We start from the raw sequence: 14223 nt of genomic DNA, 5'->3' as shown, positions 1-14223 counted from the left end.
GTGAAATGCCCCGGCCGCCGGGGATGATGCCGACGCCGTTTCCGGTGGGCAGCGCCGCCGATCGCTCCGCACTGGCCGGGCTGGTGGCCATGATCGAGAACAACCCCGCCTTCTGCAATCGCGGCGTCCTGCCGGAAGAGCAGGAGCGGTGCTACCGCGCCGTGGTCGACGCCAAGCGGCTGATCGGCGACACCGCCGAACTGCTGCCGCCCGGCGCGCCAGCCCTGGACCTGCTGGCCGCCATGCGCTCGGCCTGCCGCAAATATGTGGCCGAGGCCGATGCCTGGGACCGCCGTACCGGCCGACGCTACCAGATTCCCACCTTCGTGTTCTTCCAGTTGCTGGGCGCCTTCCGCGAATTGCTCGGGCTGCATGTCTGGCGTCTGGCCGAGGCCTACGACCTCGAGATCGAGGGCCGCCTCAACCTCATCTTCCCCGGTTCGCCGGAATAATCCTCGGAGACAATCATGGCTGAGACCAGCTTCGACATCATCGTCATCGGCGGCGGCCCCGGCGGCTATGTGGCCGCCATCCGCGCCGCCCAACTGGGCATGAAGGCCGCCCTGGTGGAACGCGAGCATCTGGGCGGTATCTGCCTCAACTGGGGCTGCATTCCGACCAAGGCGCTGCTGCGCTCGGCCGAGATCTATCGCAACATGCAGCATGCCGAATCCTATGGCCTGGCGGCGCCCGGCGCCTCGTTCGACCTGGCCAAGATCGTGGCGCGTTCGCGCGGCGTCTCGGCCCAGTTGCAGGGCGGCGTCAAGCATCTGCTGAAGAAGAACAAGGTCACCGTCATCGAGGGCACCGCCAAGCTCGCGGGTGGTGGCAAGGTCGCCATCGAGGGCAAGGAGACCATCTCTGCTCCACACATTATCCTGGCCACTGGCGCTCGTGCCCGGGTGCTGCCCGGTTTCGAGCCCGACGGCAAGTTCATCTGGACCTACAAGGAAGCCCTGGTCCCCGACACCTTCCCCAAGCGGTTGCTGGTGATCGGCTCGGGCGCCATCGGCATCGAATTCGCCAGCTTCTTCAACGCGCTGGGGTCAAAGGTCACGGTGGCGGAAGCCATGGACCGCGTCCTGCCGGTGGAGGATGCCGAGATTTCCGCCATGGCGCAGAAGTCGTTCGAGAAGCAGGGCATGACCATCCTGACCGGCGCCAATCTCAAGGGGATCAAGAAGAACGCCGCCGACGTCACCGTCACCGTCGAGGCGGGCGGCAAGACCCATGAGGTCACGGTGGACCGGGTGATCACCGCCATCGGCATCGTCGGCAATGTGGAGAATATCGGCCTGGAAGGCACCAAGATCCGGGTGGAGAAGACCCACGTCATCACCGATCCCTATTGCCGCACCGACGAGCCGGGCATCTACGCCATCGGCGACATCGCAGGCGCCCCCTGGCTGGCGCATAAGGCCAGCCACGAGGCCATCATCTGCGTCGAGAAGATCAAGGGCCTGCCCGACGTCCATCCCATCGAGATGATGAAGATTCCCGGCTGCACCTACTGCCATCCCCAGGTGGCCTCGGTCGGGATGTCGGAGGCCAAGGCCAAGGCCAAGGGTTATACGGTCAAGGTCGGCCGCTTCCCCTTCATGGCCAATGGCAAGGCCATCGCGCTGGGCGAGACCGAGGGCATGATCAAGACGGTGTTCGACGCCAAGACCGGCGAGCTGCTGGGCGCCCATATGATCGGCGCCGAGGTCACCGAATTGATCCAGGGCTATGTGGTGGCCAAGACCCTGGAAACCACCGAGGCCGACCTGATGCACACCATCTTCCCGCATCCGACCCTGTCGGAAATGATGCATGAGTCGGTGCTTGACGCCTATGGGCGCGCCGTCCACTTCTAAGCAAGCCTCGATCGGAGCGCGGGCGTCTCGCCCGCGTTTTCGATTCCTGGCCTTTTCGATTCGGGGGGGTGAGCTTTTCCTTGACCTCTTTCCTGCAGAGGACAATATCGAGCCATGAGCGACAAAGCCCCTCTCCGCCATCCCGAAAAGGCCAAGAAGCCGGACCAGATCAGCCCGCGCAAGCCCGCCTGGATCAGGGTCAAGGCCCCCACCTCGGAAGAGGCGGCGGAAGTGCGCCGCCTGATGCGGGAAAAGAACCTGCACACGGTGTGCGAGGAAGCCGCCTGTCCAAATATCGGCGAATGCTGGAAGCACAAGCACGCCACCTTCATGATCCTGGGCGATACCTGCACCCGGGCCTGCGCGTTTTGCAACGTCAAGACCGGCAATCCCAAGGGCGCCATCGATCTGGCCGAGCCCGAGAACCTGGCCGAGTCGGTCAAGGCCATGGGCCTGAAGCATGTGGTCATCACCTCGGTGGATCGCGACGATCTCGCCGATGGCGGCGCCTTCCAGTTCGTCGCCTGCATCGAGAAGGTGCGGGCGGCCGCTCCCGACTGTTCCATCGAGGTGCTGACGCCTGACTTCCGCGACAAGGGCGATGGGCCGGAAGTGATCGCGCGGGCCAAGCCGGATGTGTTCAACCACAATCTGGAGACGGTGCCGCGCCTGTATCCCGGCATCCGCCCTGGTGCGCGCTACTTCGAATCCCTGCGCCTGTTGCAAAGGGTCAAGGATGCTGACCCAACCATCTTCACCAAGTCCGGCATCATGGTCGGCCTGGGCGAGGAGCGGGCGGAAGTGCTGCAGGTGATGGACGACATGCGCTCGGCCGGGGTGGATTTCATGACCATCGGCCAATACCTCCAGCCGACGCTGAAGCATGCGGCGGTGGTCCGCTTCGTGACGCCCGAGGAGTTCGATGATTACCGCGCCGTGGCGCGGTCCAAGGGCTTTCTGATGGTGGCGGCGACGCCGCTGACCCGGTCCTCGCACCACGCCGACAGGGATTTCGCGGAATTGCGGGCGGAGCGGTTGAGGAGAATGGGGGACTGATGCCGACCCATGCGGAACAGCGAATCCTTCCCTATACGCCGGAGCAATTGTTCGCCCTGGTGGCCGATGTGGAGAAGTATCCCGACTTCCTGCCCTGGTGCGTGGCGTCACGCATTCGTCGCCGTGATGGCCAAGTGTTCTTCGCCGATCTGGTGATCGGCTTCAAGATGATCCGGGAACGCTTCACCTCCAAGGTCACCCTGTCCGGCCCCGAGCGGGTGGATGTGACCTATACCGACGGGCCGTTCCATCATCTCAACAACCACTGGATTTTCCGGCGGCAGCCCGATGGCGGCACCGAGATCGACTTCTATGTGGATTTCGAGTTCAAGTCGAAGCTGCTGCAAACCGTGATCGGCGCCCTGTTCAACGAGGCGGTCAAGCTGATGGTCTCGGCCTTCGAGAAGCGGGCGCGGCAGCTCTACGGACCCGATGGGCGGTCGCATTCGGTATAAATAAAAGAAAAGCCCCCGTCGCATGCACGGCGCCGGGGGCTTTTGCCCATAGGTAGTGCCCCAAATAACACCCCAGGGCCCGTCGTCAGTCCTCATCGGCGTTCGTTCGGAGGAGGGACCGATCTTGGAATACGGTGACGGAACCGACTATAGGCGGAGCGGCAAGGGGCGTATGTGAAGGGGCTCACACAAGTCGGGGCATATGACCCAAAGTGGGGTCAGGACAGGAAATCTTCCAGGGCGTCGGGCTTGTCGAGCGTGATCTGACCGCGCCCCAGGGTGACCACCCCGGCCTGTTCCCATTTGGACAGCACTTTGTTGACGCTTTCGCGGCTGATGCCCAAATGGTCGGCGACTTCCTGCTGCGACAGGCGGATGGTGGCGGGACCCTTGGCGGCTTCGGCGCCGGACAGGGTGGACTTCAGCATCAGCAGATGCTTGGCCAGCCGGGACGGCAGCGACAGGAACACCACATCCTCCAGCAGATCGTCGGCGCGACGCACCCGGTCGCACAGCACCTTGATCAGGTGCAGGGCCTGAATGGGATGGCGCTGCAGGAAGCCGTTGACGTCCTTGCGTTCCAGGGCCAGCAGTTCGCTGGCCTCCATGGCGGTGGCATCGGCCGAGCGCGCGCCGCCGTCGAGCACCGCGATCTCGCCGAACAACTCGCCCGGCTTGATCATGCCATAGGTGACCTCACGGCCTTCGACCGACAGCACGCCGATGCGGATCAGGCCCTTGGCGACCAGATACAGCCGATCGCCGGGGTCTCCCTTGGAGAACAGGATCTCGCGGGAATCGACCTTGACTGGCTTGGCCCTTACCGCCAATTCGTCGAGCAAGGCGGCGGGGATGGCGGAGAACAGCGGTGTGCTCGCCAGCATTTCACGTCGCTTCTGCACCGATTCGGTCATGGCCGGGCCTTAAGTCAAATGGTCCGCTACATTAGCCCATATGGTGGAGGCGGTCGAGATACTGGTCTACCTCGGTCCGCATGATGGCGGCCTTGATGGACAGGGCGTCGGCGGAACGGTTCAGCTCGCTGGCGGCGCTGCTGGACACGCCCAGCGCCTCGATGGCGCTGTTGACCGAGGAGGTCACGGCCTTGGCACCCGAGGCCGCCTCGGACACATGGCCCGCGATGGTGGCCGTCGCCCCGGTCTGGGCCTCGACCGAATGGCGGACCTCGGTAGCCACCTGATTGATACCCGCCACGGCATCCACGGTGCGGTTGATGGTCTGCACCGCTTCATTGGTCGCCTGCACCGCCTCGGCGACGGAATGGGCGATTTCCTTGGTGGCGCGGCTGGTCTGCTCCGACAGGTTCTTGATTTCCTGGGCCACCACGGCGAAGCCGCGGCCGGCGGCTCCGGCGCGGGCCGCCTCGATGGTGGCGTTCAGCGCCAGCATGCGGGTCTGGCGCGCGATGGTGTCGATGGTTTCGCCGATCTTGCCGATGCGGCTGGCCACATCCAGCATCTGGCGCATGGCGGCGTCGGTGGCGCGGGCGGCCTCGGCGGCCTGCTCGGCGGCCTCGGACGTGCGGACCACGTTATCGCGAATATGGGCGATGGAAGTGGCCAGCTCGTTGGTATTATTGGAAATATTGTCGACGCTGTAGGAGGCCTCCTCGGCGGCGGCGGCCATGTTCACCGTCTCGAAGTCCATATGGGACAGGCGACGCAGCATCTCGTCGGAATGGCTTTTAAGCCCCACGGCCATGGCGCCCACTTCATCCACCACCAGCTTGATGCTCTTCTCGAAAGCATTGGCCAGGTCCTGGGCGACCTTGGCCCGGTTCTGGGTGGCGGCGGCGAAATAGTCGTGGGTCACCACCGAGAGGTCCAGCATCACCACCCGTTGCAGGGCGGTCGCCGCCGATTCCGATCCGCGCTTGCCCTTGAAAATGATGGAGAGCGCCTTGGTCGATCCGGCTGCCGCCATGGCCTGGTACCACGAGGCGCCCAGGTCCATATAGGCCAGCATGAAGCCAAGCTGTTGGGCGGTGGCGTTGTAGTCGGCGGTGAACTCGCCGCGATAAAGGTTGCGCCAATGCTCGATCAGCACGCCGGACAGGGTGGAGCGAGCATCATCGGTCAGTTTCTCGCCAAAGGGAGGAAATTGCTGCACCCAGGCGAATGCCTCGGCCACCACCGCGTCCATGCTGGCGACCACCTGGGTCGAGGCCTCGCGGATGGTCGTGTTGACGGTGTTGTCGACGCAAAACAGCTTCAGATTTTGGGCGACCCGCTCGGTCATGCTGAGAGTGGGGACGGCGTCGACTGCCGGGCCGGGATCATCGTCGAAGAACAGGTCTCCCCCGCCGGTAGAAGCGGGTGCTGGCGCCGCCGGGGTCGCGGGTTCATCGCCGAAAAGCTCGAAATCGTCACTCATCTGACTATCGGTGTCCGTATTCGCGTCTTCTGTTCGCCCTCACCACGACCGATGCCACGTGACCGGCGGCGTCCAGGATCAATGGTCCTACCCCTTGCGACAATACCGTCATAACCCTTGGGGGCAAAGCGAAACTTGGCTGAGCGGAAGGCCTTGGCGGTGCTGAAAGCAATGCTTTGGTTTCCCAGGCTTGGCGAAGGCGACGAAATGCCCTATGAAGCTTCTTTGGCTGATCGCAGGCGTTGGGATCGGGCAAGGGTTTTCGTGCCTGCCAGCAGGGACGGATATGATGATTTTCCGCGGGAATCCTCGGGTTTCCTCGGAGGCGAAAAGGAACCGAGTGAAGATGAGCGGATTGCCGGAAGCACAGGGCCTCTATGACCCGAGCCATGAGCACGACGCGTGTGGTGTCGGCTTTATCGTCGACATCAAGAACCGCAAATCCCACGACATTATCCGCAGCGGGTTGGAGATTCTGGTCAATCTCACCCATCGCGGTGCCGTGGGCGCCGACCCGAAAGCGGGCGACGGCGCCGGTATCCTGATCCAGCTTCCCGACGCTTTCCTGCGCGCCGAGGCCCAGACCAACGGCATCACCTTGCCGGCCGAGGGCTCCTATGGCGCCGGTTGCGTCTTCCTGCCCCAGGATCCGGCCTTGCGCCAGGCCTGCGAGCAGCATTTCGAAAGCGTGATCAAGGCCGAGGGCCAGGTGGTCCTGGGCTGGCGCGATGTTCCCACCGATTCGTCCAGCCTGGGCTATTCGGTGCTGCCCACCGTTCCGGTGGTGCGCATGATCTTCATCGGCATGGGGGCGGGGGTCGCCGACCAGCAGGCTTTCGAGCGCAAGCTGTTCGTCATCCGCAAGCTGGTGTTCAACCATGCGCCGGTTGGGTCCGAGCGCGATTTCTACATTTCGTCGCTGTCCACCCGCACCCTGATCTACAAGGGCATGCTGCTGGCCGATCAGGTCGGCGTGTTCTACACCGAGCTGTCCGATCCGCGCATGACCAGCGCGCTGGCCATGGTGCATCAGCGCTTTTCCACCAATACCTTCCCGTCGTGGCGGCTGGCGCATCCGTTCCGCATGATCTGCCATAATGGCGAGATCAACACGTTGCGCGGCAATCTCAACTGGATGAACGCGCGGCGCCAGACCATGGCGTCCGATGTCCTGGGCGAGGACCTGGCCAAGCTGTGGCCGCTGATCCCCGAGGGCCAGTCCGACTCCGCCTGTTTCGACAATGCTCTCGAACTGTTGGTGATGGGCGGCTATTCCCTGGCCCATGCCATGATGATGCTGGTTCCCGAAGCCTGGTCGGGCAATCCGCTGATGGACGAGAAGCGCAAGGCCTTCTACGAGTATCACGCCGCCCTGATGGAGCCGTGGGACGGCCCGGCGGCGGTGTGCTTTACCGATGGCCGCCAGATCGGCGCCACCCTGGATCGCAACGGCCTGCGTCCGGCGCGCTATCTGGTCACCACCGACGACAAGCTGCTGATGGCATCCGAAATGGGCGTGCTGACCATTCCGGAAGAGCGCATCAAGAAGAAGTGGCGCCTTCAGCCCGGCAAGATGCTGCTGATCGACCTGGAACAGGGTCGCATCATCGACGATGGCGAGATCAAGACCCAGTTGGCGGGCGAAAAGCCCTATGCCCAGTGGTTGGAAAATTCCCAGATCGTCCTGGAGGACCTGGAGATCCCGGTCGAGCCCGCCAAGCCCGATCCCCAGACGCTGATGAAGCGCCAGCAGGCCTTCGGCTATACCCAGGAAGACACCAAGTTCCTGCTGCAGCCCATGGCCGTCACCGGCCAGGAAGCGGTGGGTTCCATGGGGACCGACACGCCCATCGCGGTGTTGTCGGACAAGCCCAAGCTGCTGTTCAACTACTTCAAGCAGTGCTTTGCCCAGGTGACCAATCCGCCCATTGATTCCATCCGCGAGGAATCGGTGATGAGCCTGGTATCGCTGATCGGTCCGCGTCCCAACCTGCTGGGCCTGGGCGAGGCCGCCAGCGGCAAGCGCCTGGAAGTGCGCCAGCCCATCCTGACCAACGAGGACCTGGAGAAGATCCGGCGCATCGAGACCCTGCCCGGGTCTGGTTTCCGCTCGACCACCCTGGACATCACCTGGCCGGTGGCCGAGGGCGCCGACGGTCTGGAACTGGCCATAGCCGCCCTGTGCCGCAAGGCCAAGGCCAAGGTCGAGGAAGGCTACAACATCTTCGTGCTGTCGGATCGCGCCATGGGGCCGAACGATGTGGCCATGCCGTCGCTGCTGGCGGTTTCCGCCGTGCATCACTTCCTGATCCGCGAAGGCCTGCGTACCAAGGCGGGTCTGGTGGTGGAAACCGGCGAGGCCCGCGAGATCCATCACATGTGCGTGCTGGCGGGCTATGGCGCCGAGGCCATCAATCCCTATCTGGCCTTCGAGACCCTGGAAGCCATGCGGCCGACCCTGCCCGAGGAACTTTCGGCCAAGGAAGTGCAGAAGCGCTACATCAAGGCCATGGACAAGGCCATCCTCAAGGTGATGGCCAAGATGGGCATCTCCACCTACCAGTCCTATTGCGGCGCCCAGATTTTCGACGCCATCGGCCTGTCGACCCGGTTCGTCAACACCTACTTCGCCGGGACCTCGTCGCGGGTCGAGGGCATCTCCTTGAAGGAAGTGGCGGAAGAGACCCTGCGCCGTCACCGCGCCGCCTATTCCGACGCGCTGATCTACCGCAACGCCCTGGATGTGGGCGGAGAATACGCCGTTCGGCTGCGCGGCGAGGCCCATGCCTGGACCTCGGAAACCATCGCCACCATGCAGCATGCGGTGCGGTCCAACTCCAAGGAAAAGTTCAGCGAGTTCTCGCGCCAGATCGACGAGCAGAACCGTCGCCTGCTGACGCTGCGCGGTCTGTTCGAAATCCGTCCGGCGGGCAATGGCGTGCCGCTGGATGAGGTGGAATCGGCGAAGGAGATCGTCAAGCGCTTCGCCACCGGCGCCATGTCGTTCGGCTCGATCTCGGCCGAGGCCCATACCACTCTGGCCATCGCCATGAACCGCATCGGCGGCAAGTCCAATACCGGCGAGGGCGGCGAGGAGCCGGAACGCTTCGTACCGCTGGAAAACGGCGATTCCATGCGCTCGGCCATCAAGCAGGTGGCCTCGGGCCGTTTCGGCGTCACCGCCGAATACCTGGTCAATGCCGACGACATCCAGATCAAGATGGCCCAGGGCGCCAAGCCCGGCGAGGGCGGTCAGCTGCCCGGCCACAAGGTGGACAAGACCATCGCCCGGGTGCGCCATTCCACCCCCGGTGTCGGCCTGATCAGCCCGCCGCCGCACCATGACATCTACTCCATCGAGGATCTGGCCCAGCTGATCTTCGACCTGAAGAACGTCAATCCGGCGGCGCGCATCTCGGTCAAGCTGGTCTCGGAGATCGGTGTCGGCACCGTGGCGGCCGGCGTGTCCAAGGCCAAGGCCGACCATGTCACCATTTCCGGCTTCGACGGCGGCACCGGCGCCTCGCCGCTGACCTCCATCAAGCATGCCGGGTCGCCCTGGGAAATCGGCCTGGCCGAGACCCACCAGACCCTGGTGCTGAACCAGTTGCGCGGCCGCATCGCGGTGCAATGCGACGGCGGTCTGCGCACGGGGCGCGATGTCGCCATCGCCGCCCTGCTGGGGGCCGATGAATTCGGCTTCGCCACCGCGCCGCTGATCGCGGCGGGGTGCATCATGATGCGCAAGTGTCACCTCAACACCTGTCCGGTGGGTGTCGCCACCCAGGACCCCGAGCTGCGCAAGCGCTTCACCGGCCAGCCCGAGCACGTCATCAACTACTTCTTCTTCGTGGCCGAGGAATTGCGCGAGATCATGGCCTCGCTCGGTTTCCGCAAGATCGAGGAGATGATCGGCCGCTCGGATCTGCTGGACGTCAACAAGGCGGTGGACCACTGGAAGGCCAAGGGGCTGGACTTCTCCAAGCTGTTCCACAAGGTCGAGGCCGGACCCGGCGTCGCCACCCGCAATGTGGAGCCGCAGGAACACGATGTGGACGACGTGCTGGACCGCGAACTGATTGCCGAGTCCAAGCCCGCCCTGGAGGACCGCATGTCGGTGCGGATCAGGAAGCCGGTGAAGAACGTCAACCGTACCGTTGGCGCCATGCTGTCGGGCGAGGTGGCCAAGCGCTTCGGTCATTCCGGCCTGCCGGGCGATACCATCCATATCAAGCTGGACGGCACCGCCGGGCAGAGCTTCGGCGCCTTCCTGGCCCGGGGCATCACCCTGGAGCTGGAAGGCGAGGCCAACGACTATGTGGGCAAGGGCATTTCCGGTGGCCGTATCGCCATCTATCCGCCCAAGGTCTCCAAGATCGTCGCCGAAGACAACATCATCATCGGCAATACCGTGCTCTACGGTGCCATCGAGGGTGAATGCTACTTCCGCGGCGTGGCCGGCGAGCGCTTCGCCGTGCGCAATTCCGGCGCCATCGCGGTGGTGGAAGGCGTCGGCGACCACGGCTGCGAATACATGACCGGCGGCGTGGTGCTGGTGATCGGCGCCACCGGGCGCAATTTCGCGGCGGGCATGTCGGGCGGTGTCGCCTATGTGCTGGACGAGACCGGCGATTTCGCCAAGCGCTGCAACCTGTCCATGGTGGAACTGGAGCCGGTGGCGGCGGAAGAGGATGCCAATATCCGCCATGAGAACCAGTCCGGCGACCTGGAAAGCCATGGGCTGGTCGACATCCTGGGCGACATGACCCGCGACGATGCCTTCCGCATCCAGGCCTTGCTGCGCAACCATCAGCACTATACGGGCAGCAAGCGTGCCCACGACATCCTGCTGAATTGGGAGTACTACATGCCCAAGTTCGTCAAGGTGATGCCGGTGGATTACCGCCGCGCCCTGCTTGAGATGCAAAAGGCGCAGGAACCGAGGGTCGCGGCCGGGGGAGGGCGCTGAGATGGGAAAGCCGACCGGATTCAAGGAGTTCAAGCGCCAGACCCCGGGCTATGAAGCCCCGGAGGAGCGCATCCGCCACTATGGCGAGTTCACCCGGCCCCTGTCCGAGGATGACCTGAAGAAGCAGGGCGCGCGGTGCATGGATTGCGGCATTCCGTTCTGCCACCAGGGTTGCCCGGTCAACAATATCATCCCCGACTGGAATGACCTGGTGTACCGCAACCGCTGGCGCGAGGCGCTGGAGGTGCTGCACTCCACCAACAACTTCCCGGAATTCACCGGTCGGATCTGCCCGGCGCCGTGCGAGGCATCGTGCACCCTGAATCTCACCGACGAGGCGGTCACCATCAAGACCATCGAGCACGCCATCGTCGAGAGGGGCTGGGCCGAAGACTGGATCACGCCCGACACGTCACGGGCCAAGACCGGCAAGACCGTGGCGGTGGTCGGCGGCGGCCCGGCCGGCATGGCGGCGGCACAGCAGCTTGCCCGCGCCGGTCACGCGGTGATTCTGTTCGAGAAAAACGCCAAGATGGGCGGCTTGCTGCGCTACGGCATTCCCGATTTCAAGCTGGACAAGTCGGTGATCGATCGCCGCATGGCCCAGATGGCGGCCGAAGGCGTGGAATTCCGCGCCAACGTCCATGTGGGCGTGGATATCTCGGCCCAGGATCTGGTGGATGGGTTCGACGCGGTGGTACTGACCGGCGGTTCGGAAAAGCCGCGCGATCTGTCCGTGCCCGGCCGCGAATTGAACGGCGTCCACTTCGCCATGGATTTCCTGTCCCAGCAGAACCGCCGGGTGGGCAATGAGGCGGTTGGCAGCGCGGATATTCTCGCCACGGGCAAGAAGGTGGTGGTGATCGGCGGCGGCGATACCGGCGCCGACTGCGTCGGCACCTCCAACCGCCAGGGCGCCGCCTCGGTCACCCAGATCGAGATCATGCCCAAGCCGCCCGCCGCCGAGGACAAGGGAACCTCCTGGCCGCTCTGGCCCAATCGCCTGCGCACCTCGTCCTCCCATGACGAGGGCTGCACCCGTCGCTGGTCGGTCTCCACCGCCGCCTTCCGGGGCGAGAATGGCCGCGTGGTCGGCCTCGACTGCTTCGAGGTTGATGGCAAGTTCCAACAGATTCCCGGCACCGAGTTCAAGCTGGAGGCCGATCTGGTGTTGCTGGCCATGGGCTTCGTCCATCCGGTTCACCTTGGGCTGGTGGACGGGCTGGGAATCGAGAAGGACCCGCGCGGCAACGTGAAGGCGGATGTTCAAACATACAAAACATCTAATCCAAAGATATTCGCTGCCGGCGATATCCGCCGTGGTCAAAGTCTGGTGGTCTGGGCTATTCGCGAAGGACGTCAGGCGGCGCGAGCTGTGGATACCTTCCTGATGGGAAGCAGTGACCTGCCGTTGTGCTGAAATTTAACTTGTAGATGCAGCCCGCACTCGTCAGGGTGCGGGCTTTCAATTTGCAAGTTCATAAGTAAATCAAAAAAAGCCATCAAATATTCGATAAAAATTATCACGCGATAACGAATGTGTTTCGGGTTGTTTTGTGAAAATGTTGGTGGTCACACCAGTTATTGAAGTTGCCGTAGGCTCTCTGGCCTGGCGGCTATTGCAATTAGTGAAGTCCACAATTGACGAATGGCATATGGATGTCTTAGAAAATCTCTTTCGCGTCGGGCGGGTCCGTCGCATGGTGGGGTTCATGGCGGAATGACGGTCGAAAATCTGAGCTTCAAGTCCAAGATTTTGGTCATCGTGGCGGCATCCCTGGTTGGCATGGCCTGTCTGATTTTGGCCAGCATGGGCAATTTGCGCCAGGAACTGATGGAGACCCGTCAGCTCAAGACCCGGCATGTGGTCGAGACGGCCCACAGCCTGATCGGTTTTTATGTGGGCGAGGCCAAGGCCGGTCGCATGACCACCGAGGCCGCCCAGGAGGCCGCCATGGCCGCCGTCAAGACCATGCGCTACGAGGAGAAGGAATACTTCTGGATCAACAGCATTGCCGGCAAGATGGTGATGCATCCCATGCGCCCCGACATGACGGGCAAGGATTTGATGGGGATGACCGATCCGTCCGGCAAGCCGTTCTTCGCCGAGATGATCGACGTGGTCAAGAAGGACAAGGCTGGCTTCGTCTCCTATCTGTGGCCCAAGCCGGGGTTGGATCAGCCGGTTCCCAAGATTTCCTACGTCAAGGGCCTTGATGACTGGGGATGGCTGGTGGGGTCGGGCATCTATGTGGATGACGTCGACAGTACCTTCCGCGAAAAGCTGATCACCCAGGGTGGTATTACCCTGGTGGTCTTGTTCTGCGTGCTGCTGGTGTCGTGGTGGATCGGCAATGGCATCGTCAACGGTATGAAGGGGCTGACCGATGGCATCCGCGCCCTGGCGGATGGGGATATCGGCGTCCGGTTCGAGGGGGCGGGGCGTAAGGACGAGATCGGCGAACTGGTCCGTGCCGCCGAGGTGTTCCGGGCTAGTTCCATCGAGGTCAAGCGGATGTCCGAGGAACGCGCCGCCATGCGCGAACAGGCCGAGGCCGAGCGCAAATCCACCCTGAACGGCTTGGCCAAGGATCTGGAAAGCGGGGTCCGTGCCACCGTCGAGACGGTCAGCCAGTCGGCCGAGCGCATGCGCAACAACGCCTCGGCCCTGGAAGGCGCGGTTCAGTCCGCGGCCCATGAGGCCCAGACCATCGCCGCCGCCGCGCACCAGACCAGCGCCAATGTCGAGACCGTTGCCGCTGCCGCCGAGGAATTGGCGGCTTCGATCCGCGAGATCAGTTCCCAGGTTGGGCAAAGCACCTCGATCGCCCGCTCGGCGGTGGAAGCGGCTCGCCGGACGGACGGCGTGGTTCGCGGCCTGTCCGATGCCGCCAACCGCATCGGCGAAGTGGTCAGCCTGATCAACGACATCGCCGGACAGACCAACCTGCTGGCGCTCAACGCCACCATCGAGGCGGCGCGGGCCGGCGAGGCGGGCAAGGGCTTCGCCGTGGTCGCCAACGAGGTCAAGCATCTGGCCAGCCAGACCGCCAAGGCCACCGATGAGATCGCCAATCAGATTTCCTCGATCCAAACCACCACCGGGGAAGCGGTGGGCGCCATCGAGGAAATCGGCCGCACCATCGGGCGCATGGACGAGATTGCCTCTTCCATCGCCGACGCGGTGGATCAGCAAGGGGCGGCCACCCAGGAAATCGCCCGCAACGTCAACGAGGCGGCCGCCGGGGCGCGTGATGTCTCCACCCATATCGAATCCGTCAGTCGGACTTCGGAAGAGGCGGGGGAGGCGGCTCGTGACGTGCTGGAGGCGGCGGGAGGACTGGCGCGCGAGGCCGATTCCCTGCGCCAGGGTGTCGATCGTTTCGTCGGTCAGGTCAGGGGCATGTAGTCTGCCATCTCAGGCTGAAATGCCAAGGGCCCTCGGAGTTTCCTCCGAGGGCCCTTTTGCATTCCACCCCTGGAAAAGGGTAAG

General features: G+C 63.7%; 9 protein-coding genes. 7 read left to right on the top strand and 2 right to left on the bottom strand.

The window, feature by feature from the left end; translation table 11 throughout:
• Positions 1 to 5 precede the first annotated feature (5 nt).
• The 4 genes from A6A04_RS05350 to A6A04_RS05335 all read left to right on the top strand — a co-directional run bounded on the left by A6A04_RS05350 (position 6) and on the right by A6A04_RS05335 (position 3367).
• Entirely contained in the window at positions 6 to 452 is a 447-nt protein-coding gene (locus A6A04_RS05350) for a hypothetical protein (RefSeq protein WP_245651079.1), read from the top strand.
• Positions 453 to 467: 15 nt separating this feature from the next.
• Positions 468 to 1856, top strand: a complete 1389-nt coding sequence (lpdA, locus tag A6A04_RS05345) for a dihydrolipoyl dehydrogenase (protein WP_068490670.1) — start codon at positions 468 to 470, stop codon at positions 1854 to 1856.
• Positions 1857 to 1970: 114 nt separating this feature from the next.
• Complete coding sequence (gene lipA, locus A6A04_RS05340) at positions 1971 to 2912, top strand: lipoyl synthase (RefSeq protein WP_068490668.1); 942 nt, start codon at positions 1971 to 1973, stop codon at positions 2910 to 2912.
• On the top strand, positions 2912 to 3367 hold the full coding sequence (locus A6A04_RS05335; RefSeq protein WP_068490666.1) for a type II toxin-antitoxin system RatA family toxin: 456 nt from the start codon (positions 2912 to 2914) through the stop codon (positions 3365 to 3367). Before lipA ends, A6A04_RS05335 begins: the two co-directional genes overlap by 1 nt.
• 218 nt (positions 3368 to 3585) lie before the next feature.
• Here the strand turns inward: A6A04_RS05335 and A6A04_RS05330 are convergent, their stop codons facing one another.
• Together A6A04_RS05330 and A6A04_RS05325 are read right to left on the bottom strand one after the other, a co-directional pair.
• On the bottom strand, positions 3586 to 4281 hold the full coding sequence (locus A6A04_RS05330) for a Crp/Fnr family transcriptional regulator (RefSeq protein ID WP_068490662.1): 696 nt from the start codon (positions 4279 to 4281) through the stop codon (positions 3586 to 3588).
• Between the two features lie 31 nt (positions 4282 to 4312).
• Positions 4313 to 5761, bottom strand: coding sequence for a methyl-accepting chemotaxis protein (locus tag A6A04_RS05325; protein WP_068490656.1), 1449 nt, complete (start codon positions 5759 to 5761; stop codon positions 4313 to 4315).
• A gap of 346 nt (positions 5762 to 6107) precedes the next feature.
• On the opposite strand from A6A04_RS05325, the gene gltB reads away from it, so the two are divergent.
• From gltB to A6A04_RS05310, 3 genes are all read left to right on the top strand, one after another.
• Positions 6108 to 10730, top strand: coding sequence for a glutamate synthase large subunit (gene gltB, locus A6A04_RS05320; protein ID WP_068490653.1), 4623 nt, complete (start codon positions 6108 to 6110; stop codon positions 10728 to 10730).
• A gap of 1 nt (position 10731) precedes the next feature.
• Positions 10732 to 12150 (top strand): glutamate synthase subunit beta, encoded by a 1419-nt coding sequence (locus tag A6A04_RS05315; RefSeq protein WP_068490651.1) that lies wholly within the window; start codon positions 10732 to 10734, stop codon positions 12148 to 12150.
• Positions 12151 to 12450: 300 nt separating this feature from the next.
• Complete coding sequence (locus A6A04_RS05310) at positions 12451 to 14139, top strand: methyl-accepting chemotaxis protein (protein ID WP_068490647.1); 1689 nt, start codon at positions 12451 to 12453, stop codon at positions 14137 to 14139.
• The last annotated feature ends 84 nt before the right edge of the window (positions 14140 to 14223 follow it).

Origin of the sequence: Paramagnetospirillum marisnigri, assembly GCF_001650715.1 — a bacterium.
GTDB classification, from domain to species: domain Bacteria; phylum Pseudomonadota; class Alphaproteobacteria; order Rhodospirillales; family Magnetospirillaceae; genus Phaeospirillum; species Phaeospirillum marisnigri.
The sequence above is the reverse complement of the archived record's forward strand: the minus strand, read 5'-3'. Positions and strand labels throughout refer to the sequence as shown.